Source organism: Streptomyces sp. NPDC050509 (genome assembly GCF_044457965.1).
Lineage (GTDB): Bacteria > Actinomycetota > Actinomycetes > Streptomycetales > Streptomycetaceae > Streptomyces.
Genome location: NZ_JBITHL010000005.1, coordinates 313018 through 336246, shown reverse-complemented (window position 1 = coordinate 336246; position 23229 = coordinate 313018). Strand labels below are relative to the sequence as shown.

Below are 23229 nucleotides of genomic sequence, written 5' to 3'. Positions count from 1 at the left end.
CCGGCTCAGCCGAAGAGGTCGTCGACACGGGCGTCGTCGTCGGGTCCCCACTCGAAACTGCCGGCGTGCGTCGATTCGGGCCGCCGGTGGCGCAGCGCGAACGGCAGGACCCGCCGGACGTGCCGGGGCTCGGTCCGTACGGCACCCTCCAGCGCGGCGAGGGCGCGGGCGGCCTGCGCGGTGACGAGTTCGCCCCGGTGTCCCACGGCGGAGAGCCGCCCCGCACACTCGGCGCAGAGCCTGCCGACCGCGTCGGGCACCTCGACGCCGGGCAGCGCGCCCCTGGCCGCCAGCAGGGTGGTGCGCAGCGCGGCGCTCTCCCGTCCTGCCTCGGCCAGCCAGGGGGACCCGCTCCTGGCGAGCTCCTCCTCGAAGGTCAGCACCGTCATGATCATTCGGTGGCGGGCCTCGGTGTCCAGTTCGGCGGCGGTCACCATCAGGCCGAAGCGGTCGAGGAGTTGGGGGCGCAGCCCGCCCTCCTCGGGGTTCATCGTGCCGACGAGCCCGAAGGAGAGGTGCCGGGCCGCGGCGATGCCCTCGCGCTGGACGGAGAGCACACCGGTGGAGACCACGTCCAGGATGATGTTGACCAGGTGGTCGTCGAGCAGGTTGACCTCGTCGACGTACAACAGCCCTTTGTCGTGGGCCTCTTCGAGCAGCCCCGACTGTTCCCTGGCCTCGCCGCGCATCAGCGCGTCGAGTTCCCAGCCGCCGAGGACCCGGTCGTCGGTCGCGTTGATCGGCAGGGTGACGGGCAGTTCCCCGCGCGCCATCAGCGCGAAGGCGCGGACGACGGTGGATTTGGCGGTGCCGCGCTGGCCGGTGACGAGGACGCCGCCGATGCTCGGCGCGACGAAGTTCAGCTCCAGCGCCAGCTTGAGGTCGTCCTGGCCGACGACACGGCTGTACGGGAGGATCGGGATCGGCGGTACGGGCGCGGCCAGGGCCTCCGGTTCGGGCGCCCTCGAAGACACGGGCCGGGCCGCGACCTCCGGTTCGGGCGTCCCCGAAGACACGGGTCCGGACGCGGGTTCGGCTGTGGGCCCGGACGCCGGGTCGGGTGCGGGTGCGGGTGTCACGGTCACCGGGCGGCCCCCGCCGCGGCGCCCTGTGCGTCCCCCGGATCGGCGGTGTCCCCCGGCTGCCAGCGGAAGGTGACCTGGAGGTGCGCCTCGGCGCCCGCCTTGACCACGGCGGGCAGGCCCGCGCCCGCGTCCAGGGTGATCGAGACCTGTAACTCGATCTCGTCGGGCCGTAACCCCTCCCCCAGGTCGCCCAGTCTCCGCATGGCCTGCGAGGCGCAGCGGCGGGCCAGGTCCAGCCCGTCGCCGTAGCTGTCCGCGGCGACCCTGAGGACGCGCCGCGCGGCGCCGTCCCGGGTCTCCTCGCCCTCGTAGACGGAGTCGAACTCACCGGCCGGGCGCACCGGTTGCCCGGCCGGACCCACCACGACGGGTATCGGCCCGTCCTCCCCCGGTGCCACAGGTCCCACGATGACCGTCATTGCCCCGTTCCCCCCTTCACCACCAGGACGGCGCGCTCACGCGTCCGTCCGCCGACGGTGTCCGACAGTGTCTCCGCACTTTCCCCGGTACGGCCCGGCTCAATCGCGGGCCGTACCGGGGGACGAGTGGAGGCCGGGCGTGGGCTCAGGTCAGTGACGGCTCGAAGTCCCAGTAGGGGCGGTTACGGGAGCGGGCCGCGACCGTGTGGACGTGCTGGGCGCCCAGGGTGGTCACCAGGTCGTCCAGCGCCCCCTGTTCGGCCTTCTCGGCGCGCTGTGTTTCCCGCAGCCCGCGCAGATCGGCGGCGTGCGCGATCCGGGCGGAGAGGGTCAGCGGGTGGGTGCGGCCGAGGGTTTCGGTGGCGCGGGTGATGGTGTCGTTGCTGAGCTGTGCGGCGCCCTGCGCGTCGCCGGTGATGTTGCGCAGCGCGGAGGCGTTGATGGCGCACCCCAGGGTCCAGGGGTGGGCCTCGCCGACGGCCCGGGCCATGTCCGTGAGCGCGTTCTCGGTGACGTCGAGCGCCTGGTCGCGTTCGCCGACGTTGCGCAGGATCAGCGCGTGGTTGGAGCGGGTGCCCGAGACGTACGGGTGGCCCTCGCCCAGCATCGTCACATAGCCGTCGACGACCCCTTCGCTTATGTCCCTGGCCCGGTCGATGTCGCCGTGTTCGCGGGCGAAGCAGCTCTGGCCCGCCGCGGCCATCATGGTCAGCGGGTTGGTCTCGCCGAGGACGCGTTCGCAGCTCTCCAGCACCTGGGTGAACAGCGCCCCGGCCCGGCCCCGTTCGCCCGAGCGGTACAGGCACAGGGCGAGGTTGAAGTCGGCGCGCAGCGTCTGCGGGTTGTCCCGGCCGAGGACGGACCGCTGGATACGGGCGCTCTGCGCCTGGAGCGATTCGGCCTCGCCGTAGCGGCCGAGGAGCCGCAGGTCCGTCGCGTAGTTGATCTCCGAGGAGAGGGTCCAGTTGTGGCGGGGGCGGAGCAGTTGCCGGCGGGCCTCCAGGGTGCGCCGGTTGAGCTCCAGGGACTCCTCGTACCGGCCGAGCAGCCGGAGCGAGACGGCCAGGTTGTTCTGGGCGTTGAGGGTGCGGGAGTCCTGTTCGCCGAGGAGTTCGCGGAAGGAGGTGAGGAGGCCGCGGGAGATCTCGTACGCCTCCTCGTACCGGCCGAGGCCGCGCAGGTCGGCGGCGAGTCCGCCGGCCGCCCGCAGATGCTCCAGGTCCTGTTCGCCGCGCTCCTCACGGAGGTGCTCCACGGCGGCGCGCTCGATGGCCTCCGTACCCGCGTAGTCGCCGACGGAGCGCATCAGGTTGGAGTAGTGGTAGCTGAGGTCCCAGATCCTCGGGTGGGCCTCGCCGAGGAGCCGCTGCCAGGACTCCAGGGCGCGCCTGCCGAGGTTGATGCCCGCCCGGTACTCGCCCGAAAGGTACATGTAGCGCAGGCAGTTGAGGACGAGGGTGTGCATCGCGGGGTCGGTGCTCTTGAGCACGTCGGCCCACTTGAGGTGCGGGGTGATCTCCGCGTACCGGGGCCACAGACGGGTGTCGGTGGGCCGCCCGGGGTCCGCCTCGACGAGCGCGCGGCGGACCACCTCGATGAACTCCTCGTGGTCCTGCGAGGGCATGTCCTGGTGGACGATCTGGTGGACCATGCGGTGCATGTAGAGGGAGTCGCCCGCCGCGCCGGCGAGGCCGGCGTCGCTCACCGAGTCGTGGACCTCGCGCTCGCCGACCCCGGCGGCGCGGACGACCGCGTACTGGCGCAGCTTGTTGATCGCGCGCGCCCACCGCACCGGGTCGTCGACCAGCCCGCGCAGCTTCTCGGGGAGGGTGTCGGGGGGCAGGTCGCGCACCAGTCGTACGGGGATGGCGCCGGGCGCGAAGAAGGTGCACAGGCGGAGCAGGTCGACCGATTCGGGGACGGTCTCGCGGAGTTTGTTGAGGAGTATCGACCAGCCGGTCTGGAAGGCGAGCGGGAAGTCGCTGGAGACCTTGACGACGTCCTGGTCGACACCGTCCCTGAGGAGGTCGATGTACTCCTCGACGGACATGTCGGAGTCGTTGAGCCAGCCGGCCGTCTGGTCGAGCAGCAGCGGCAGGTCCTCCAGCGCCTCGGCGAGCCGGACCGCCTCGTCGTAGGTGAGGCGCGGGGCGCGGCGGCGGACGAACGCCACCGACTCCGTACGGTCGTAGACGGGGACTTCCAGCAGGGTGCTGTTGTGCTCGCCCCACTCCGGGTTGCGTGCCGTGATGAGGACATGGCCGGGGCCGGTGGGGACGAGGTCCCAGATCTGGTCGGGTTCGTCGGCGCCGTCCAGGATGAGCAGCCAGCGGCTGTACGGGTCGCCGCGGCGCAGCGCGTCCCGCGCGGCGCGCAGCCGCTCGCCGTACTCCACACCGGTGGACAGGCCGAGCGCCGGGGCGAGTTCGGCGAGTCGCTGGCGGCAGGTGACGCGTTTGTCGGCGGAGACCCACCACACCACGTCGTACTCCGCGCCGAAGCGGTGCGCGTACTCGGCGGCGAGCTGGGTCTTGCCGACGCCCGACATGCCGTTCAGGGTGACGACCCCGGCGCCGCTGGCGGCCTCCTGGAGCGCGTGGTGGGCGGCGTTGAGCAGGGGCTCGCGGCCGGTGAAGCGGGTGTTGCGGCGGGGCACTCCGTCCCAGATGTCGGGCGACTCGCCGGGGTAACGGGGGCCGCGCCGGGCGCCTTCGGGGTCGGCGTCGCGGTCGCGCGGTGTGTCGGTGGGCAGGCCGAGCTGGGTCAGCAGCCGCCGCTCGGCCTCGCGTTCGCCGACGGTGTCCAGGCCGACGGCGGCGAAGACGGTGGAGGCGCTGGGCAGCGAGTCCGCGTCATTGGTGACGGAGACTCCGACGAACCGCTCGCGCTCGGCGGCGACGACCTCGCGCAGCGCGCTGTTCCACTCGTCGTGGCCGCGCGGGCCGAGCTGGAAGTACCACTGGCTGAGGACCACGAGCACCGGTCCCGGGGCGAGCAGCAGGTCCCGCAGGCACTCCGTCAGGGTCATCTCGTCCGGCGGGTCCCACCGCTGGTAGGAGACGGCCAGTCCGCGCCGTTCGAGGCGGTCTCCGATCCAGGCCGCCCAGGGGCGGTTGTACCCGGCGAAACTGATCGTGACAGACCGGGGCCCGGTGGCTCCAACTGACCTGCGCGCTCCGGGCATTCGACCGTCTCCCTGCATCGTCATACGCCCTTTTAACATACCCCGGACCGGCTCGGATCCATCCTTGTGCGCGCCGCTTCACCTTGCGTTCCTTTGGCGCCAGATCATCCGTGCCGTACGGACGTAGGAGGCGGCCCGCGCGCGGTGTCCCGGCGGGGGCGGGCTGTCGGCCAGCCGGTGGTACATCGAGATCATCTCGTTGACGAGGACGCGGCCCTCCCTGGTGAGCGCCCCCGAACCGGCCAGTACGGGCAGGACCGCGCCGACCTGTTCGCTGGTGCGCGCGTGTTCGGCCCACGCCTGGTCGCGGACGGCGAGCCGGTCGGCGCCGAGGGCGAGGCGCTGCCAGTAGTCGGCGAGCGCGATGTGCGAGTACGCGCCCTGGAGCAGCCCGTCGAAGGGGCGGGGGTCGGAGCGCCAGGGTGCGAAGTGCCGGGGGGCGCCGTCCTCGTGGTGGAGCGGGGCGAGGGCGGCGAGCGCGGCGAGCTTGGTGTGCTGGAGTTCGTGCACCAGGGTCGAGGCGAAGAAGGCGGGGGTGGCGGGGCGGCTGGTGAGGACCGCGCCGAACGCCTCGCGCCGGGTGCCGCTGCACTGTGCTGAGCCGTCACCGGCGGGGGTGGAGCCGGGCGGGGGCGCGAGCGGTACGAGGCAGTGCAGCAGGGTGGCGGTCTCCTCGGCGCGGTGCGCGCCGCCGATCCGCAGCAGGGGCTCCACCTCGGCCCAGGACCGCGCCCACGCCGTACGGTGGCGCGCGTCGAGCCGGGTGACGGCGGACAGCCCGGAGCGCGTCACGCCGGTGTCCGCGGTGCGGTACGGGTCGATGTCGTCCAGCGGTACGGGCGCGGCGCCGGGCCGTACGGGAGGCAGCGCGAGGACGGGCAGCCACCGCGGGTCCCCGCTCCCGGTCCCGCCGTCGGCGGCGTGGGTGTCCGTCCGTACGGTGACGGGCGCGGCGCCCCCCTGGCGCAATGTCAACAAGCCGTTGTCGAGGGCCACTTCGACCGGTACGGGTTCGTCCCGGCCGGTGCTCAGGGCGCCCAGCGTGGGCAGTACGAGCACACCTCCGTGGGCGGTGAGCCTGGCGCGGAAGGGCAGCTGGGCGCGGACCGCCGCGGCGGCGGCCAGGGCGCTGAAGTGGGCCAGATCGGCGGCGAGTTCGGGGGTGCGGGCCAGTCCCGCGGCGATCAGGCCGTGCAGGCAGCGCTGCGCCCAGGGGCCGGCCAGCGGGTAGAGCAGCACGGTCCGCACCGCCGTACGGTCGGTCCGCTCGGCGGCCTCCAGCAGCGCCCAGTCGTCGCGCAGCCGGGCGAGCGCGGCGGGCGGGCAGAGCGAGGCGGGGGCTTCGGCCGCCGCGTCGAGCAGGGCCCGCAGCAGGACGAGGCGGCGGGTGTGCTGGTCGCGGACGAGCAGCCCCAGCGCCTCGGCGCCGCCTTCGGTGCGGCCGAGTTCGCGCAGGGCCCTCTCGGGGACGGCGGCGCTCACCGGAGCGCCCCGGGGGCGGAATCGGGAGCGGATACGGGGGCGCCCGGCGCGGCGGCGCGCGGGGCGGACGCGGCGGCCTCGCTGAGCCGGGCGGCGACATGGCGGATCAGCTTGTCCAGGTCGGCGCAGTAGACGGAGCGCTGGGTGAAGCCGTGTCCCGCGCGGTAGCGGTGGGCGTAGTGGCCGCCGCCGCAGACCGTGAGCAGCGGGCAGGCCCGGCACCCGGCGGCCAGGGCGGCGGCGCCCGCCTGCCGGGCGACGATACCGGGGTGGCGCAGGGCGTCGTCGAAGGAGTGGTTCCGTATGTCGAGCCCGGTGGCGGCGGCCGTGTCGTAGGCGGACTTGAGGGAGTCGACCTGTTCGATCGCGCCGTCCGTCTCCACGACGACGGCGTTGACCGGGTCGAGTCCCAGCGATTCGGTGGCGCCCGGCAGCCCCAGCAGCAGCGCCAGGCACTCCTCGAAGAGCCGCACCCGGGTCTCCCGCCGGCCGGCCCGCCACCAGCGGTCGAAGACGGCGGTCAGCCAGTCGCCGTACGGGGTGGGGCGGCCGGGGCCCTCCGGGATCGGCTCCGGGCCCCCGGGCGCCAGGTCACCGCCCCCGGGTCCGGCGGCGGGCAGTCCGGGCGGCGGGCTGCTCCAGTTGCCGTGCGGCAGCAGCAGATCGAGCGCGGGCGGGCGCAGCTCCAGCAGCGATTCGTACAGCTCGACGGGGTCGGTGCGCGGGTCGACGACGGTCAGGACGCCCGCGTACGCCTCCGGGCGGTGCGTGGCGAGCAGCCGGGCGCCGCGCGCGGCGGCGGCGAAGGACGGGCGCCCCGCGTGGTCGGTGCGCAGGGCGTTGTGCGCGGGCAGCCCGCCGTCGAGGCTGACGCCGATCCGTACGGAGTGCCGGGCGAGGGTGGTGATCGCGCGCTCGGTGAGCAGGGTGCCGTTGGTCTGGACGGTGGCGTGGACCGTACGGGAGGGGCCGGCCCGGTCGCGTACGGCGTCGGCGAAGGCCCCGAGCCGGGCGGCGCCCACGAGCAGCGGCTCCCCGCCGTGCAGCACGAGGGCCACCTCGGGCAGCGCGTGCGCGCGGGCGTGTTCCGCGATCCGGTCCGCGGCGCGGTCCAGGGTCCCGGGGGAGGCGGCGGCGGGGCGGGTGCGCCAGGTGCGGTCGGGGCCCGCGTAGAGGTAGCAGTAGCGGCAGGCGAGGTTGCAGCGGCCGTGGACCTTCACGATGAACTGCGCGAAGGGTACGGGCCCGGAGCCCTCGGCGGGGCGTGCGCCCCGCGCGGGCTCGGCGCCGCGCGGCATCACCCGTCGAGACACTCCGCACCCCCCATGCTGTACGGCGCCGTCGGACGGCCCGGCCCCGGGCGTCGGCCGGCCCGAACTCCCTGCCCAGAAGGTCCTGCCCCGGAACGCCCGTGTCAGAACGCCCGTCTCAGAACGCGTTGTTGAACCCCCAGAGCATTTCACGGGGCTGCTCGGCCCTGCCCCGCAGATCCGCCATCACCTCGCTGAGCACCGGGTGGTCGAGGGTGCGCAGGGCCGCCAGGTCGAGGCCCAGCAGATCCGGCAGTTCACCGGCCGTACCGGCCGCGCCCGGCCCGTCGGGCACCGCCCCGTCCGGCGCCGCGTGGGGCCCGGCGCCGTGCGCCTCGCCCTCGTACCCGCCGCCCTCGCACCCGCCGTCCGCGTACCCGCCGCCTTCGTAACCCCCGTCCGCGTACCCTCCGTCCGCGAACTCGCCGCTGTGCGCCGCGTCGATCATCACGCCTCCCCGTCAGGTCATAGGGCGCGCACCGCTCAGCGTTCCAGCTCGGCCAGCCGGTCCGCGGTCGAACGGGCCGTCTCGCCGCCGCCGTCCGGCAGCTTGCGCCACTCCGTGCGGGCCGACCGGTACGCCTCACGCGCTGCCCGGGGCCGACCCGCCTCCTCATAGGTCTTACCCCGCCAGTGGCCGGCCGCAGCACGCAACGCGACGGCTTCCAGTCGCTGTCGCGGATTCTCCATCTCCTCCTCGGCGGTCCTGGCCGCGTCCGCCGCGTCCCGGAACGCCTCGGCCGCGTCGTCCAGCCGGGCCGGGCGGTGCAGCGTGCGGTAGGCGTCGAAGTGGGAACGGCCCAGCTCCAGCCAGCAGCGCGCGGCCGTCAGCGGGTCGCGGGCCTCCTGCGCGGCGAGCCCGAAGAGGTGTTCCGCCTCGCGCAGATCCACCCGGTCGTCGTTGATCCGGTGGCGCAGCATCAGCGCCTGGCCCAGCATCAGCAGCCGCTCGGCCTGGCGCGCGGTGCCGGTCGCCGTCTCCGTACGGCAGTCGCGCAGCACCCGTACCGCCGCGCCGGTGTACGGCGCCCCGTCCGGCAGCCCCGCGCGCCGCAGCAGGGTGGCGCCCCACTCGGCGAGCAGGTCCGCGTGGGCCCGGGAGTCCCGCGCGGTGGAGCGGGCGGCGCGGGCGAAGAAGTCGGCGGCGTCGTCCAGATCGTCCGGGTCCGCGGAGCGTTCGTAACGCGCCACCCTGACCCGTCCCGCGCGGATCCTGAGCGAGGCGAGCAGCCGCTCGTCCCGTACGGTCGCCAGCGACTGGTCGACGAGGGTCGCCGCCTCCTCCAGGCCCTCGCCGGAGTGGAGCAGCGCGTCCACCAGGTCGAGCAGGATGCGGGCCTGGGTGGAGACGGTGTGGCCGCCCGGTGTGAGCGCCTTGCGCAGCGAGCGGGCCGCCTGGGCCGCGTACACCTGGGCCTGTTCGGGGTCGGCGGTCGCGCCGGAGAGCCGCAGCAGGGTCCTGCCGTGGGCCAGCGGGAGCCCCGTCGGCCGGTTCTCCTGGTCGGGCCAGACGTCCGCGAACGCCTCCAGCATGCCGATCGCCCCCTGGAGCAGCGCGCTGTCGCCGCCGAGCCGCCACTGCGCCTCCAGGGCGCGCACCCGGTCCAGTGTGAGCCGCAGCGCCTCGCCCGGGTCGAGTCCGGGCGCAGCGCAGGCCACGGTGTACTCGCGGTCGGCGCGGCGCAGCAGCTCCAGGGCGCCGCGCCGGTCGCCGCGCCGCCGCCGGTCGTCGGCCGCGGCGTGCAACACCTTGGCCAGGACGGCCCGTTCGCGTACGGCCCGGGGGTGCGCGGCGGCCCGTTCGGCGGCGCGCTCCGCCTCGCCGAGCAGCTCGCCGCCGCCCTGGACCTCCCAGAGCCGCAGCAGACAGCGGGCGAACTCGGCCCACAGCTCGGGGTCGGAGCCGCCGGGCGCCTCGCGTTCGGTGGCGCCGCGCAGGAGCTGTACGGCGTCGATCAGGTACTGGACCATGCTGTCCGACTCGAACTGCGCGGTCAGTTCGCGGGCGCTCTCGACGGCCGCGTTGACCGGCTGCGCCGCGGTGTCGGGACCGCCGCCGTCGAGCCCGTACGCCGCGAACTGCTCGGGCAGCGGCATGAACTGCTCCAGTACGCGGGCGGCGACCTCCGCGAACGGGTGCGGGACGCGCGGCTCACCGCCCTCACCGAAGGCGCCGCCGAACTCCCCGCCGAACTCGGGGTCCTCGTCCGGGTCGCCGCCCGGGTGGCGCGGGCCGTGGCGTTCGTTGCCGAGCTGCGCGAGGGCCAGCGCGGGGAAGTTGGGGCCGCCGCGGCCGAAGCGCTGCTCTATGTACGCGGAGCAGTGCTTCAGTACGAGGACGGCCTCGTCCCGGCCCAGCGGGCCGAGCAGCGCCTCCTGGACGCCCGGGGCGAACTCGTACCAGGGCCCGTCGTCGTCGGCGCCGTCGCCCTTGCTGCGCGAGAGGAGCCCGCTGAGCAGCACCTCCGCGAGTTCGGAGGGGCCCGAGTCGGGCAGCATCGTGCGCTGGACGAGCTGCATCACCGGCAGGCAGAGCGGGGCCGCGGCGAGATAGACGGCGAGCTGTCCGGCGACCGGCGAGGCGGCCGAGCGGAAGCGGCTGACGAGCTGGAGCGAGGACATCCGGTCGCCGGGGCGCGGCGCGGGCGCGGTCGGCTGGTCGGCGCGCACCCAGCCGACCGCGCCGGAGATCCGGCCCGCTCCGGTGCCGGAGAGCAGCCGCGCCCAGGCGCCGAGGGCGCCGGCGACGGGCGGCAGTACGGGGACGGCGAGGGCGCCGGGCCGGGCGGCGGGCGCCGTGGCGGCGTCGCCGCCGACCTTCAGCACGGTGGCGCCGGCCGGTCCCTCGCCCCGGGAGAGGACCCCGTAGGTGACGGGCAGCCTGGTCCGGTTCCACATGCGCTGCGGCAGCGGCTGGAGGACGGCGGTGGGCGCCTGGCGGCCGAGCTGGTGCAGCAGCCGGTGGGCGCGCCCGTTGTGCCAGAGGGGGCCCGCGCAGTCGCTGACGACGACGGTGACGCGGCGCCCGGTCGGGTCGCTGAGCCGGTCGGCGGAACTGAGCGGCGCGGCGGCCGGGTCGGGGCTTCTGCTGACGGCGGGCGCGCCGTCGGGCCCCTGGTGGAGATAGCGGGTCTGCACATCGCGGAAGGCGCCCAACTGGCCGAAGATCTGCTGGAGTTCGGCGAAGAGCCGTTCCCAGACACGCATCGACGACGAGGCGTCCATCACGAGCTGCAGAATCGCGTCCCCGCGCGAGACCCCACGGAACACCGGAATGATCAGCCCGCCGGCGCGGGCACTCAGCTCTACGGTCGCCACCTCGTCAAGGGTACGGCGCAGCGGAGGCGCGGCGGGCCGGTACCGCTGAAGCGGACGGAGGGCGCGCTGGAGTTCGAGGGGCGCGGGGAGCGCGGGGGCGGCCGGTACGCCCAGGGTGAGCGCCGCGGCGGCGCCTGACGACCACGGCCCGGAGGAGCGCGCTCCGTCGTGGCGCGGCAGGTCGTGACGTGCCCCGTCGTGACGCGGTACGGGGTAGAGGGCGATGCGGGGGTCCTCCGGCGGGAGGCCGGGCGGGCGTTCGGGCGCGTCGTCGCCGGCCGGGGGCGTTCCCTCCGCGCCTTCGGGTCCTGGCCGGGCGGGGAGCTCCCCGCCCGGCTCCTGTCCCGGCAGGCCGGCGCGGGAGCCCTCACCGGGGCCCGCGCCGGACGGCTCGGCGCGGTCGCGGCGGGTCTGCTGGGCGAGCCAGAGGGCGTCGCAGAGCTGCTCGGCGTCGGGGTCGAGACCGGCGCCGCGCAGCCGCGCGACGAGCGCGGTGAGTGAGGTGAGCGTGGTGAGTGGAGTGAGCCGCGCACCGTCGGACGGGGACGCCTCCCCGGCGCCGGGCTCCCCCCTGCGCGCGGCAGGGTCGTACCCGTGTCCCGGTTCCGGCTCGTTCGCCGGGCCGTGCCGCACCGTGACGTCGGGCATCAGCGCATCACCTCGGCCGGTCGAGTCGCTGGATGAGCAGGTCGGCGAGGCGGTCACGGCCCGCGGGCGCGGCCGTGTCGGTGAGGTAGATCGCGTTCAGGAGCTGGTCGGTGGCGATCAGTTCGCTGCGCGAGCGCTCCAGGAAGTGCGCGATGAGATCGTCGCCCGCGCGCGCCGCCTCGTCGCCGAGGTGGGCCCGTACGAAGGTGGCGAGACGCTGGTGGTCGGGCCGGCCCAGCTCCAGATGGATGCAGCGGCGCATCAGGGGCGCCGGGAAGTCGCGCTCCCCGTTGCTGGTCAGGACGACGAAGGGAAAGGCGCGGCACTGCACCCGGCCGCCCTTGATCCGTACCTTTCTGCCGTCGTCGGTGAGGACCTCGGCCTCTCCGTCGGGCAGCCGGTCGGCGATCCGCTCCAGCTCCGGGATGCCGAACTCGCCCTCCTCCAGCACGTTGAGGAGGTCGTTGGGCAGGTCGATGTCGCTCTTGTCCAGCTCGTCGATGAGCAGGACACGCGGCTGCTCGGAGGGGAGCAGCGCCGTGCCGAGCGGGCCGAGCCTGATGTAGCTGCCGATGTCCGCCGACGGGTCCTGGCCCGGTGTCACCCCGCTCCCGGCGGCGGCGCTGTGCGCGGCGAGCTGGACGTCCTGGAGGCGGGCGATCGCGTCGTAGTGGTACAGCCCGTCCAGCAGCGTGGACCGGCTGACGATGGGCCAGCGCAGCACCCGGCCGAGCCCCAGTTCATGGGCGACGGAGTGGGCCAGGGTGGACTTGCCCGCGCCGGGGCTGCCGGTGACGAGGAGCGGGCGGCGCAGATAGAGCGCCGCGTTGATCATCTCCAGCTCCTCGGCGCCGGGGCGGTGCAGCTCCGCCTCGTGCCGGTACCCGCCGAGCCGCCGGTCGGCGGAGCCGTCACCACCGGAACCGTCACCACTGGAGCCGTCGCCACCGGAGCCGTCGCCGGCGTCGCCACCGGAGCCGCCCGCGAAGTCCCGCCAGGGCGGCGGCGGGGGCAGTTGGGCGATGCCGTCGTGCGGTTCGCCGGCCCCTCGGTAGATGAGCCACTCGCTGGGTTCACTCATGGTGATGTCCTCGTCCTCACTCGTCCGCCGGGGGCGGCAGCCGCCGAAGGTGCTTCACCGTAGCGATCCGGGCCGTACCCCGTAAGGGTCTTCCAGGAGCCGGGCCAGGGGCGGTGTTCCGCGTCGGTCATGGCGCCTCCAGCAACTGGCCGGACCCGGGCAGCGGATGGTGCGGATCGTCGTAGAACAGCGCCACGCCGTCCGACCAGAACATCTCCGCACGGCCCGCGTGCACGCCCTGCCGCAGCTCCATCAGGATCCGCGGAAGCTGTTCCGCGCCGTCCGCCTCGGCCACGGTGTGCGCGGCCCGCCGGTGGAACTCCGCGCAGACCGCCTCGGGCCGGCTCTCGCCGCGTCGCAGCAGCGCGACATGGAAGCCGCCGCGCACGACCCTGCCCAGACCGGCCGCGGTCTCGCCGTCCGGCCGGGCCGCGTAACGGCAGAGCACGGGCACGGTCTCGTACGCCAGGGAGCGCAGCCGCTCCTCCTGGGGTACGGGTACCCGTAATCCGTCCTCGCAGTCGATGATCTCGGCCCGTATCGCGGCGTCCGCCGTACGGCTCCAGCGCGACCGGTACTCCCTGGCCTCCTCCTCGGAGAGCGGCGGCTCCCGGTCCGAGCAGCGCACCACCACCGGGCGCAGCGCGCCGAGCGGCGGCTCGTCCGGCGCGAGGCGCCACCCCTCGACCTCCAGTCCGAGCTGCTGCCGCACGACGGCGACCTGGAGCACGGCCGGGCTGTCCGGCTCGTCGCACCGGCGGAACGCCTCCGCCAGCGAACCGGTCAGCCGGGTGGGCAGCGCGTTGCCGGGCGTGCCGCGGCTGTCCTCGGCGACCGGCAGCACCTCCCCGCTGTGCCGGGCGACCCCGACGCGCCAGTCGTAGCTGTCACGCTCCCAGCCGCGCGGCTCCAGCTCCAGCAGGACGAAGGAGCGCTCGCCCGCACGGGGCCGCTCCCCGTACGCGGGGGCGGCGCGCCGCTGGGCGCGGTCCGTACGGTGCCGGGCCGCGGACCACAGCAGCGCGATCTCGTTGCGGAAGTCGCGGGAGAGCCGGTCGTCGGCGATGAACTTCACCCAGTCCCAGAGCGCCTCCTCGGCCGCCGCGGTGGCCCCCGTGACATACGGGCGCTCGGCGGCGATGGCGCTCATGCAGTAGCGCAGGACGAGTTCGAGCGCGGCGCCGCCGCCGCGCGTCTCGTACAGCACGCCCAGCCCGTCCCGCCAGCTCCGCGGCGCCGGATAGCGCTCCACGCGGTGCACGCCCGGCAGCCGGACCAGCAGATCGAGCAGGCTGTGCGTGGAGACCGGCGGCGGCAGCTCGGCGAGCCTGCCGAGCAGCAGGATCCGCTGCTGCGGGCTGAGCGCGCGGTCGGCGCCCGCGCCCAGCGAGGTCTGTACGTCCGCCCAGGTCCAGCCGGTGTCCGCGCGGGTCAACTGCCGGTCCGCGTGGTAGCGGTCGTGGGCGTGGAAGACCGCCTGGTAGTCGTCGTCGGCCTCGGCCTCGGCCATCGCGGCGGGCACGGGCAGCGAGCGCAGCCGCTCGATACCGATGGACGTCCCGCCCATGCCGCCGACGAGCTGGGACTTCAGTACGCCGACCACCTCGCCGCGCGCCAGATCGACCGCGGGCCCGCCGGAGACCCCCGGCGGGAGCACGTCCCCGCCGAGCCGTACCTGCTCGTCCTCCGGGTCCGACCAGCCGCCGACCGTCCCCTGGACCGCCAACTGCCCGCTGAGCCGCTTGATCCGGCCGCCCACCTCCGTCCAGCCGGAGTAGAGCACCGCGCCGCCGCCGAAGAACGCGGCGGGGCGCTCCGTGACGTACACACAGGCGTGCTCGACGGGGCGGCGGAGCCGGACGAGCGCGAGATCGGGGGCGGGCCAGCCGCCACCGCGCGGTCCCGCCGGGCCGAGCTCGCCGGGCAGGTGCTCGGGGGCCGGCTCGGGCAACGCGGCGACCACCGTGCCGGCCACGGAGGTCTCGCCGCTGCGGGGACCGGTTTCGAAGATCACTGTCACGTCCCGCCCCTCCCCCTGCAGCGCCACGTGCGCGCATGTGAGAACCCAGCTCGGGGCGATGAAGAAGCCGCTCCCCAGGAAGCTTCCGCCCGACCCCTCAGGGACATACCCGCGCTCCGGGCCATGGATGCGCACGGTCGCCGCCATGACGAGGTCGCGCAGCGCACTGCGGGTGGCCGCGTCCTCGGCGGGCCCGCCCGGCTCGACCCGGCCCAGCCCGTCGATCATGTGCCGCTCCCGGCCGGAGGCGCGGACCCGTCGGGGTGCGCCGGTGCGCCGGGGGACGCGCCCCCGGGCGGCGGCGCGTGGGGCGGCGCGGCGGGCGGTGCCGCCGGCGGCGGTACGGGTGGCCGCTGGGCCTGTGGCGGCACCAGCGGTGGCGCGGACAGGTCGGCGGGCGGTCCACCGCCGGTCCAGGTGAGCGTGACCTTGATCCCTCCCTTGGCCTCGCCGTCGGCGAGCAGCCCGACGACCTTCCCCGATTTCGCGGTGAGCTCGATCCCGAACTCGATGCTGACCTCGTCGGGCCTGACCGCGCGAAGCGGCCCGACGAGCGAACGCGCGACGCTGGTCACGACGCCTTGCAGACTCTCGACCCGGGCCTGTACCTGGTCGGCGAATCCGGTGTCCGAGTACGTCAGCCCCCCGGTAGGGCGGCTCAGCTCCTCGGCACCGGAGATCCGGGCCCATACGGGTGTGCCGTCCGGCATCTCGATGCGCGCGACACTGGCCTCTCCGTCACCCATGGCATCCCCATTTCCCCCAATTCCCCGCAGATTAGCGGCAGTACGCCGCCGATGCGAGGCACACGGATGAGGACGGCGGTTCGCACCCGAACGGTTCTGCGGCCCCTCGCCGCCGATGACCAGGTACGACGACCAGGCATTAGGCTGATGGCCATGTACTTCACGGACCGCGGGATCGAGGAACTGGAGAAGCGGCGCGGCGAGGAGGAGGTCACTTTCGAGTGGCTGGCCGAGCAGCTGCGCACGTTCGTCGACCTCAACCCCGACTTCGAGGTGCCGGTCGAGCGGCTGGCGACCTGGCTGGCCCGGCTGGACGACGAGGACGAGGACGAGTAGGCGACCGGCCGCGTAGAAGAGCGGCGTACCGCCGGATCACTCCCCGCCGGTACGGAGCCGGTCGTACGCCAGTCCCAGCACGCCCTGCGCGATCAGCAGCGCGCCCGCGAAGGCCCAGCCCGTGCTGCGGCGGCGCAGCGCCCACACCACCAGCGGGGCGCCCGCCGCGAGCTGCGCGGCGCCGAGCAGCCGGGCCCGCGGCCCGTGCAGCCAGGGGCCGAGCGGCCCCTCCTCGACCTCGTCCAGCTCGGCCCGTACCGCGTCGCGCCAGCCCGCCCACTCGATCTGTTCGGCGCCCGGCTGGATACGGGCCACCTCGCGGAGCCGGTCGGCCGGTTCGCCCGGGGTGAGTCCCGCCGGGAGGGTGAGGCCGGTGCGGGTGAGGAACGCGGCGAGCGCGAGCAGCCGGGCCCGGGAGTCGGCGTCCGGGTCGCCCAGGGTGAGCGGCTCCAGCGCCTGGAGGTCCAGTACGGGGTCGAGGCCGAGCCGGGCGGCGAAGGTCCGCATCGCCTCGTCCTCACCGGCCGCGGTGCCGTCCGCCAGCCAGGTGTAGCCGACCGTACGGCGGAAGCCCGCGGCCAGGACGTAGCCCGCCCGGTCCGGGTCCCACCAGAGCGCGAGCACCGGCCAGTTGGCGCCGACGGCGAGCGCGGTGGCCCAACCTGCGACCACGCGGTCGACCGGCTCCGTACCGTCCAGCCACGGCTTTCCCTCCGGGACCAGCAGGCTCCAGCCCCGGCCGGCCGGGGCCAGCAGCAGCTTCTCGCGGAGCAGATGGGCGGCGGGCCGTACCGCCGCCGGTTCGGCCCGGCAGAGCAGCAGCGCACCTGTGGATGTCGCGTTCATGGCCCTTACGCTAGGGCACTTTGTCCCGGTACGGGCGCCCGGACGGGCCCGCACCGCCGTCCGGTCTTGACTTCCCGTAACCGCGATATATCGTGTTCTTCAAGAGACGCGATATGTTGCGTCAAGCCGTGCCTCGGGAGGTCAGCACCATGGCGGAGTCGACGTGGCGAGTCACCGAGTCCGAGCAGCTCACCTTCGACGACCGGGTGACCACGCTGGACGTGCGCCTCGTCAACGGCAGGGTGAACGTGGTCGGTACGGACGAGGCCCTGCCGCACCGGCGGGGCGGCACCAAACTGGAGATCTCCGGCGTCGAGGGCCCGCCGCTGATCGTGACCCTGGACGGCTCGACCCTGACGGTCGCCTACGAGGACCTGGCCTGGAAGAGCCTCCTGGACTGGCTCGACCCCAAGGGCAGGCGGCGCAGCGCGGTCGTCACGCTCGCCGTCCCCACCGGGACCGCGGTGGAGGTGGGCGCCGTCGGCGCCGAGACCGTGATCACCGGGATCCGGGGGCGTACGGCGGTCCGCGGCGTCAGCGGGGACACCACGCTCGTCGGGCTGTCGGGTGAGGTGCGCGCCGAGACGGTCTCCGGCGACCTGGAGGCCCAGGCGGTCACCGGCAGCCTGCACTACCACTCCGTGTCGGGCAGCCTGACGGTCGTCGAGGGCTCCGGATCGCGGGTACGGGCGGACTCGGTCAGCGGCGACATGGTCATCGACCTCGATCTCGACCCGGCGGGCGAGCCCACGGACATCAGCCTCAACACCGTCTCCGGCGAGGTCGCGATCCGGCTGCCGCACCCCACGGACGCGCAGGTCGAGGCGAACACGGCGAGCGGTTCGGTGACCAACGCGTTCGACGATCTGCGGGTCAGCGGCCGGTGGGGCGCCCACAAGATCACCGGCACCCTCGGCGCGGGCGCGGGCACGGTCAGGGCGAACACGGTGTCGGGCGCGATCGCCCTGCTCAGAAAACCCCCGTCGGAGGACGCCCCCCACGACGGACCGCACGGCCCCGCCCCGGCCGGCGCGGCGCCCTCCCTGACGAAGGAGCTCTGACATGCCCCCGGTCTTCGCCCACGGCCGACTCCGCCTCTACCTGCTCAAGCTGCTGGACGAGGCGCCGCGCCACGGGTACGAGGTGATCCGGCTGCTGGAGGAGCGGTTCCAGGGCCTGTACGCGCCCTCCGCCGGCACGGTCTACCCGCGGCTGGCCAAGATGGAGGCCGAGGGCCTGGTCACGCACGCCACCGAGGGCGGCCGCAAGGTCTACTCGATCACCGAGGCGGGCCGCGCCGAGCTGGCCGGGCGCGGCGGCGAACTGGCCGATCTGGAGCTGGAGATCCGCGAGTCGGTCTCCGAACTGGCCGCGGAGATCCGCGAGGACGTACGGGGAGCGGCGGGCCGGCTCCGTAACGAGATGCGCGCGGCGGCCTCCCACACCCGCGCCTCCGCCGGTTCCACCGGAACCGCCGGATCCGCCCCTCTGGGGGACACGGAGTCCTGGGGCGCGGCGAAGGAGGAGCTGAAGCGCGCGAAGCAGGAGTGGAAGGAGCAGGCCCGCCGCGCGAAGGACGAGTCCCGCCGGGCCCGCGAGGACGCCCAGCAGGCCCGCCGCCAGGCCAAGGAGGCCCAGGAGAAAGCGCGTCAGGAGATGCAGCGCATCGCCCAGCAGGTCCAGGACCAGGTACAGCACCACTTCGTACGCGGCGACTGGCCGACGGGCCTGCGGGAGGGCCTGTCCGAGCTGGCCGGCCAACTCGGCGGCCTGACCGGGTCCGCGTGGCCCCCGTACACCACCGAGCCGGACGCGGCGGCGCCGGACGCCCAGGAGTGGGCGAAGGACACCCCGGAGTCCGGCGACCCGGCCCGGGACCTGGACCGGCTGCTGGACCGCTTCCGCGACGAGATCCGCGACGCGGCCCGCGACCACGGCGTCACGTCCCCCCAACTCAACGAGGCCCGAAGCCACTTGTCGACGGCGGCAGCCCACATCGGCGCGCTGCTGCGCACCCCTGGGAAGTGACGGGCCGGGCGGGGCGGGGCGGCGGTGCCGCCCGGCCGGTCAGGCAGTAGGCATCACCTCACCTGCCTGTCGGGCCAGTTGTGGGTCGATCAGCGAGAAGCGACCCACGTGGAGGCGGTCGTGTCCGTACATGTTCCGCCCGAGTTCCCTGCTGTCCTCGACCTCCAGGGACCAGTCGGCGCAGCGGAGTTCAAGGCTCCCCGGCTTGGGAACGCTGCGTCCGCTCCAGCCGACACAGATCAGCCAGCACGCCTCGGCGAAACCGGGCCCGCCCGAGGACCCGTACAACCGGGTGGGCTGATGGCGGGCGGCCGTCTCCATGAGCCCGAGGCGCGACGCGCCGGGTGTCGGCAAGTGGCCGACGACAGCGGTGTCGCCGACGTGACCTGTAGTGGTGTAGGCGAGTACGGCGTACCGGTCGGGCCATGTGTGCAGGAGGGGCAACACGGTCACCCGCCCTGTACCCGTCAAGATGCGGTGCACGTTCTCTTCTCTCTGGTGTCGCCGAAGCCGAGCGGCCCCGGGGCCGGGGCCGCTCACCACCGATTCAGACGGTGTATCCGCCGTTGTCACCGCAACCGGACGACGGGTTGGAGCCGCCGCTGTCGCCGTCCTCGATATCGGTGTTGTCCGGGTCCGTCTGGACGACGGCCCGGCGTTGTGCGTGGATAGAGGCCATGTGCTGATCCCTTCTTCACGACGGGTGGTGCACGGACCCGCTTCGGCCGCACTCCTGCCAGGGATATGGGCGGCCGGAGCGGGGATCAGGTGGTGCGCGACGTCGACGCCGTGCCCCGTTCGGGCACAGCCGCAGGCAGCGTGGACGTCTCACCGGGAACGCCGCCGTCCGTGAGCGGCTCGCGATGCCACAGCACTGTCACGCCATGTACCGCGCAATAGGCGCCCGACTCGTCCTCGTACGGAAAGTCATGACCGCCCCTGGCGCACATCACTAGACGGCCTCAGCGAGGTGCCGACGATGAGAGCGCGGGAACCAGCGCGTCCCCCTGTCCACAGGTTCCCCGAGGTCCACAACATCGCCGGGTCTGAGCGTGACGCCGCAGAAAACGCAGTCGGCACCGCGTCGCTGACGCTTCGACAACAACTCCACGGGCAGCGGTTCCCCGGAGATCTCCATCGCGGCGGGCCATGCGGCATGCGGTGCCACCGGACCGGTCGGGGCAGGAATTCTCGTCATACCACCAAGATCCGGTGACCATACGTGCCGCTTCGATACCCGAACGGTAATCTCACCGTGGGATGAATCCCCGCCCGTCAGCCGGCATCTAAGGTCGTCGTATGCCGATGAGACCTGCATCGATCGAGCTGCCGGATTGGGCATGGGAGCGTGCCGAGGTCCGCGAGGCGCTGCGAGCGCGGGACATGGGTGCCGTGTTCCGCTGCGTTCAGCGGTACGCCGGGGTCAGCCAGGCACGTATCGCCTCAGCGGCGGACATGACGCAAGGGCGTGTCAACGAGATCATCAACGGCCGTCGGGAGATCTCACGGCTCGATGTGTATGAGCGGATTGCCGACGGCCTCAATATGCCGGATGACGCGCGACATTTGCTCGGGCTGGCAGCCGGCAGGGAGAAACGCGGCGGCGGTGCGGCCTTCGACCTGGCGGCTTTCCCCGAAGTGGTGAGGGTGTACGCCTCGCAGGCGTCCGCTCGCGAAGAGATCCAGCAGCAGGCGCGAGCCGCCGGACAACTGGATGTTCTCGCCGTGCGCGGGCTCGGGCTGATCGGGCTGAACGATTCCCTGCTGCGTGCCTGTCTGCCACGCGAGCAGGGTGGAAACGGTCTCCGTACACGGGTACTGCTGCTCGACCCGGACTCGGCAGCGTTGGCCCATCGGGCGGCGGAGATCGGCGAGTCGGTCGAATCGCTCGCCGACGGAGTCCGGCTGGCCGAGGCACGGTTGCGCGAACTGGCCGACTCGTGCGACTTACGCGCATACCGGTACGGGATGCTGCCGACCTGGCGGATGATCCGCACAGACGCCACCATGTTCATCAGCGCTTTCGACGCGGGCTGGGAAGGGCACGAGTCCGCCACCTACAAGGTGGTCGAGACGCCGCACGGTCCCCTGTGCCGTGGATTCCGCCGGATGTTCGAGGCCCTGGTCGATACCGCTGAACGTACGATCTGAAGAGAGAGGGATCGCCCCCGTGATCGAGGCAGAGCTGAAGGCTTGTGTTCACGCGCCCGAGGCGGTGACGCAAGAGCTGGAGAAGCTGGCCACCGCGCGGGTGGAGGTGTACCAGGACACGTACTTCGACAGCCCCAACAGGTGCCTCGACAAACAGGACCAGGAACTGCGCCTGCGCACCGTCCATGGCACCGACGGGGTTCGGACGCTCCTGACGTTCAAGGACGCCACAGTCGATGAGACGTCGGGAGCGAAGCCCGAACACGAAACCCTCGTAGCTGACGCCGAGGCGGCCCACGCGATCGTCAAGGGCCTCGGCTACGCGCCTGTGATCACGTTCGAGAAGCGCTGCCGGAACTATCGGTTCGAGGCTGCGGGCCGCGCGATGCTGGCCACCCTCGTCCGGGTCCCTGAAGTGGACGGCACATACATCGAGGTGGAAACCCTCGTTGCCGAGGACGACGTCCAGGCTGCCCTGGCCGATGTCCGTGCTGTACTCCAGTCACTCGGCATCGGCCAGGACGACCTGACGAGAGAGCTGTACACCGACGCGGTCATCGCCCGACGCGGAGAACGAACCGAGTCCCTTGATCACCCGGCTCGAAGGTCCTGAGCGCCTACGCCGACCCCCGCGCTCAGCCTGCCCGCACCCCGCCCGCACCCGTGACGCCCCCGCACCCTTCCTCCTCGCCGAACATCGCCCGCTCCACCGCCGCATAGGTCGCCCCGTGGTCCGCCAGGACCTCCGACACCACCCCCGGGCGCGCCGTCAGCGCCAGCAGGAGGTGTTCGTCGCCGATGACACGGTCGCCGCGGCCCTGGGCGATGCGCAGCGAGCGCACCAGGGCCGCCTTCGCGCCGGGGGCGAACGGGCGGTGCTTTGACCACCGGGTCCGCCCGGGTTTCACGGCGACGCGCAGCGCGCCCTCGCCGTGGGTCTCCTCGACGCGGGCGACGATCTCGTCCACGTCGATCCCGAGCCCCGCGAGCGCCTCCGTCTCCGCCTTCGACAGGCCGCCCCTGCGCCGGGCGTCCCGGAGGGCGTCCTCCACCGACGTGCGGCGGCCGGCCAGGCCCAGCGCGGCGAGGGCGAAGGACGCCCGGGTGCCCTGCCGTTCGAAGAGCGCCAGCAGGAGGTGCTCCTCGGTGACGGTGGCCGCGCCGGTGCGGCCGGCGTGGCCGACCGCGTCCGTGACGACGTCGCGCGCACCCTCGGTGAACCGTTCGAACATCACTGCCTCCCGTGCTTCTTGTGCGCGGCCTGCCGGGTGACACCCAGCTCGTCCGCGATCTCCTGCCACGACCAGCCCTGATTCCGGGCGCTGCGCACCTGTACGGATTCGAGCCGTTCCAGCAGCCGCCGCAGCGCGGCGACCGCCCTCAGCCCGACCCGGGGGTCGCGGTCGCCCGCCCGCTCGGCGAGATCCGTCGCTTCGGTCATGCGTGTCAACTTACGTTGACACGGACCGATGCGTCAACCCTGGTTGACATGGAGGGCGTGGAGAGTACGGGTGGAGAGTGCGGAGGGAGACTTCAGACCGTCAGGACCACCTTCCCGAACAGGCCGCCCGCCGCCATCCTTTCGAAGCCCTCGCGCGCCCGGTCCAGCGGCAGCACCTCGTCGATCACCGGCCGCACCCCCTTGAGCGCGCAGAACGAGAGCAGGTCCTCCAGCTCGTCCCGCGACCCCATCGTCGAGCCCACGACCCTCAGCTCCAGGAAGAAGATCCGGGTCAGCTCGGCGTGGTCGGGGCGGTCGCCGCTCGTCGCGCCCGAGATCACCAGGGTGCCGCCGCGCCGCAGGCACTTGACGGAGTGCGACCAGGTGGCCGCGCCGACCGTCTCGATGACGGCGTCCACGCGGTGCGGCAGCCGCGCGCCCGGCTCGTACGCCTCCACCGCGCCCAGCTCCACCGCACGCGCCCGCTTCGCCGCGTCACGGCTCGTCGCGTACACCCGGAGCCCCGCCGCGCTGCCCAGGACGATCGCCGCCGTGGCCACCCCGCCGCCCGCGCCCTGGACCAGGACCGAATCCCCGGGCCGTACACCGGCGTTGGTGAAGAGCATGCGGTACGCGGTCAGCCAGGCGGTCGGCAGACAGGCGGCCTCCTCGAAGGACAGCTCGGCGGGCTTGGGCAGGACGTTGGAGGCCGGTACGGTGACGCGCTCGGCGAACGTGCCCTGGTAGTGCTCGGTGAGGATCGAGCGCGGCTCGGTGCCGTGGTCGCCCCCGCCGATGACGGAGTGGACGACGACCTCGTTGCCGTCCTCGTCGAGCCCGGCGGCGTCACAGCCGAGGATCATCGGCAGCTTGTCCTGGGAGAGGCCCACCCCCCGCAGCGACCACAGGTCGTGGTGGTTGAGGGAGGCGGCCTTCACCGTGACGGTGGTCCAGCCGGGGCGTGGCTCGGGGGCCGGGCGTTCGCCCAGCTCCAGGCCGTCGAGAGGGTGGGCGAAGTCCGTGTGGGCTGCGTAGGCGGCAAACATGGCCCCGACGATAGGGCGGCGGGGCGGCGGACGGGACCGGACGGGCCGGTGACACGTACGACACGCGCCCCGGCCCGCCCCCTACCAC

The 23229-nt window shown here is 73.7% G+C and carries 21 protein-coding genes; 5 read left to right on the top strand and 16 right to left on the bottom strand.

What is annotated here, in order from left to right; all coding sequences use genetic code 11:
• Positions 1-5: 5 nt before the first annotated feature.
• The 10 genes from ACIBJC_RS17020 to ACIBJC_RS16975 form a co-directional block, all read right to left on the bottom strand.
• Positions 6-974, bottom strand: coding sequence for an AAA family ATPase (locus ACIBJC_RS17020; protein ID WP_399292739.1), 969 nt, complete (start codon positions 972-974; stop codon positions 6-8).
• 107 nt (positions 975-1081) lie between these two features.
• Positions 1082-1504, bottom strand: a complete 423-nt coding sequence (locus tag ACIBJC_RS17015) for a CU044_2847 family protein (protein ID WP_399292737.1) — start codon at positions 1502-1504, stop codon at positions 1082-1084.
• 145 nt (positions 1505-1649) lie between these two features.
• Positions 1650-4688, bottom strand: coding sequence for an FxSxx-COOH system tetratricopeptide repeat protein (gene fxsT, locus ACIBJC_RS17010; protein WP_399292735.1), 3039 nt, complete (start codon positions 4686-4688; stop codon positions 1650-1652).
• Positions 4689-4766: 78 nt separating this feature from the next.
• Complete coding sequence (locus ACIBJC_RS17005) at positions 4767-6170, bottom strand: aKG-HExxH-type peptide beta-hydroxylase (protein WP_399292733.1); 1404 nt, start codon at positions 6168-6170, stop codon at positions 4767-4769.
• Positions 6167-7468 (bottom strand): FxsB family cyclophane-forming radical SAM/SPASM peptide maturase, encoded by a 1302-nt coding sequence (locus ACIBJC_RS17000; protein WP_399293197.1) that lies wholly within the window; start codon positions 7466-7468, stop codon positions 6167-6169. The genes ACIBJC_RS17005 and ACIBJC_RS17000 overlap by 4 nt, the downstream gene beginning before the upstream one ends.
• A gap of 130 nt (positions 7469-7598) precedes the next feature.
• Positions 7599-7928, bottom strand: coding sequence for an FxSxx-COOH cyclophane-containing RiPP peptide (gene fxsA, locus ACIBJC_RS16995; protein ID WP_399292731.1), 330 nt, complete (start codon positions 7926-7928; stop codon positions 7599-7601).
• Between the two features lie 35 nt (positions 7929-7963).
• Complete coding sequence (locus ACIBJC_RS16990; RefSeq protein ID WP_399292729.1) at positions 7964-11446, bottom strand: SAV_2336 N-terminal domain-related protein; 3483 nt, start codon at positions 11444-11446, stop codon at positions 7964-7966.
• Positions 11447-11453: 7 nt separating this feature from the next.
• The gene (locus ACIBJC_RS16985) at positions 11454-12527 is read right to left on the bottom strand and encodes an AAA family ATPase (protein WP_399292727.1); all 1074 of its coding nucleotides are present in this window, start codon (positions 12525-12527) and stop codon (positions 11454-11456) included.
• Between the two features lie 127 nt (positions 12528-12654).
• Positions 12655-14775, bottom strand: coding sequence for a trypsin-like peptidase domain-containing protein (locus ACIBJC_RS16980; RefSeq protein WP_399292725.1), 2121 nt, complete (start codon positions 14773-14775; stop codon positions 12655-12657).
• Positions 14772-15293 carry a CU044_2847 family protein gene (locus ACIBJC_RS16975; RefSeq protein WP_399292723.1) on the bottom strand — a complete coding sequence of 174 codons (522 nt, stop codon included), beginning with the start codon at positions 15291-15293 and terminating at the stop codon, positions 14772-14774. Before ACIBJC_RS16975 ends, ACIBJC_RS16980 begins: the two co-directional genes overlap by 4 nt.
• 153 nt (positions 15294-15446) lie before the next feature.
• Here ACIBJC_RS16975 and ACIBJC_RS16970 point away from each other — a divergent pair, with 153 nt between their 5' ends.
• Positions 15447-15629: a DUF6104 family protein gene (locus tag ACIBJC_RS16970; RefSeq protein ID WP_003961784.1), complete on the top strand. Its 183-nt coding sequence runs from the start codon at positions 15447-15449 to the stop codon at positions 15627-15629.
• 36 nt (positions 15630-15665) lie between these two features.
• Here the strand turns inward: ACIBJC_RS16970 and ACIBJC_RS16965 are convergent, their stop codons facing one another.
• Positions 15666-16475 carry a hypothetical protein gene (locus ACIBJC_RS16965; RefSeq protein ID WP_399292721.1) on the bottom strand — a complete coding sequence of 270 codons (810 nt, stop codon included), beginning with the start codon at positions 16473-16475 and terminating at the stop codon, positions 15666-15668.
• Positions 16476-16624: 149 nt separating this feature from the next.
• On the opposite strand from ACIBJC_RS16965, the gene ACIBJC_RS16960 reads away from it, so the two are divergent.
• A complete protein-coding gene (locus ACIBJC_RS16960; RefSeq protein WP_399292719.1) occupies positions 16625-17536 on the top strand; it encodes a DUF4097 family beta strand repeat-containing protein in 912 nt (303 codons plus the stop codon).
• Between the two features lies 1 nt (position 17537).
• Positions 17538-18503 (top strand): helix-turn-helix transcriptional regulator, encoded by a 966-nt coding sequence (locus ACIBJC_RS16955; protein WP_399292717.1) that lies wholly within the window; start codon positions 17538-17540, stop codon positions 18501-18503.
• A gap of 39 nt (positions 18504-18542) precedes the next feature.
• Here ACIBJC_RS16955 and ACIBJC_RS16950 read toward each other — a convergent pair whose 3' ends face one another.
• On the bottom strand, positions 18543-18956 hold the full coding sequence (locus ACIBJC_RS16950; protein ID WP_399292715.1) for a hypothetical protein: 414 nt from the start codon (positions 18954-18956) through the stop codon (positions 18543-18545).
• A 94-nt stretch (positions 18957-19050) separates the two neighbouring features.
• Positions 19051-19182 (bottom strand): hypothetical protein, encoded by a 132-nt coding sequence (locus ACIBJC_RS16945; RefSeq protein ID WP_399292713.1) that lies wholly within the window; start codon positions 19180-19182, stop codon positions 19051-19053.
• A gap of 620 nt (positions 19183-19802) precedes the next feature.
• On the opposite strand from ACIBJC_RS16945, the gene ACIBJC_RS16940 reads away from it, so the two are divergent.
• Positions 19803-20654 carry a helix-turn-helix domain-containing protein gene (locus ACIBJC_RS16940; RefSeq protein ID WP_399292711.1) on the top strand — a complete coding sequence of 284 codons (852 nt, stop codon included), beginning with the start codon at positions 19803-19805 and terminating at the stop codon, positions 20652-20654.
• Between the two features lie 19 nt (positions 20655-20673).
• Positions 20674-21267, top strand: coding sequence for a class IV adenylate cyclase (cyaB, locus tag ACIBJC_RS16935; protein WP_399292709.1), 594 nt, complete (start codon positions 20674-20676; stop codon positions 21265-21267).
• A 22-nt stretch (positions 21268-21289) separates the two neighbouring features.
• Here cyaB and ACIBJC_RS16930 read toward each other — a convergent pair whose 3' ends face one another.
• The 3 genes from ACIBJC_RS16930 to ACIBJC_RS16920 all read right to left on the bottom strand — a co-directional run bounded on the left by ACIBJC_RS16930 (position 21290) and on the right by ACIBJC_RS16920 (position 23141).
• On the bottom strand, positions 21290-21886 hold the full coding sequence (locus tag ACIBJC_RS16930; RefSeq protein WP_399292707.1) for a Clp protease N-terminal domain-containing protein: 597 nt from the start codon (positions 21884-21886) through the stop codon (positions 21290-21292).
• Complete coding sequence (locus ACIBJC_RS16925) at positions 21886-22095, bottom strand: helix-turn-helix domain-containing protein (RefSeq protein WP_329829357.1); 210 nt, start codon at positions 22093-22095, stop codon at positions 21886-21888. Before ACIBJC_RS16925 ends, ACIBJC_RS16930 begins: the two co-directional genes overlap by 1 nt.
• A 92-nt stretch (positions 22096-22187) precedes the next feature.
• Positions 22188-23141 carry a zinc-binding dehydrogenase gene (locus ACIBJC_RS16920; protein WP_399292706.1) on the bottom strand — a complete coding sequence of 318 codons (954 nt, stop codon included), beginning with the start codon at positions 23139-23141 and terminating at the stop codon, positions 22188-22190.
• Between the last annotated feature and the right edge of the window lie 88 nt (positions 23142-23229).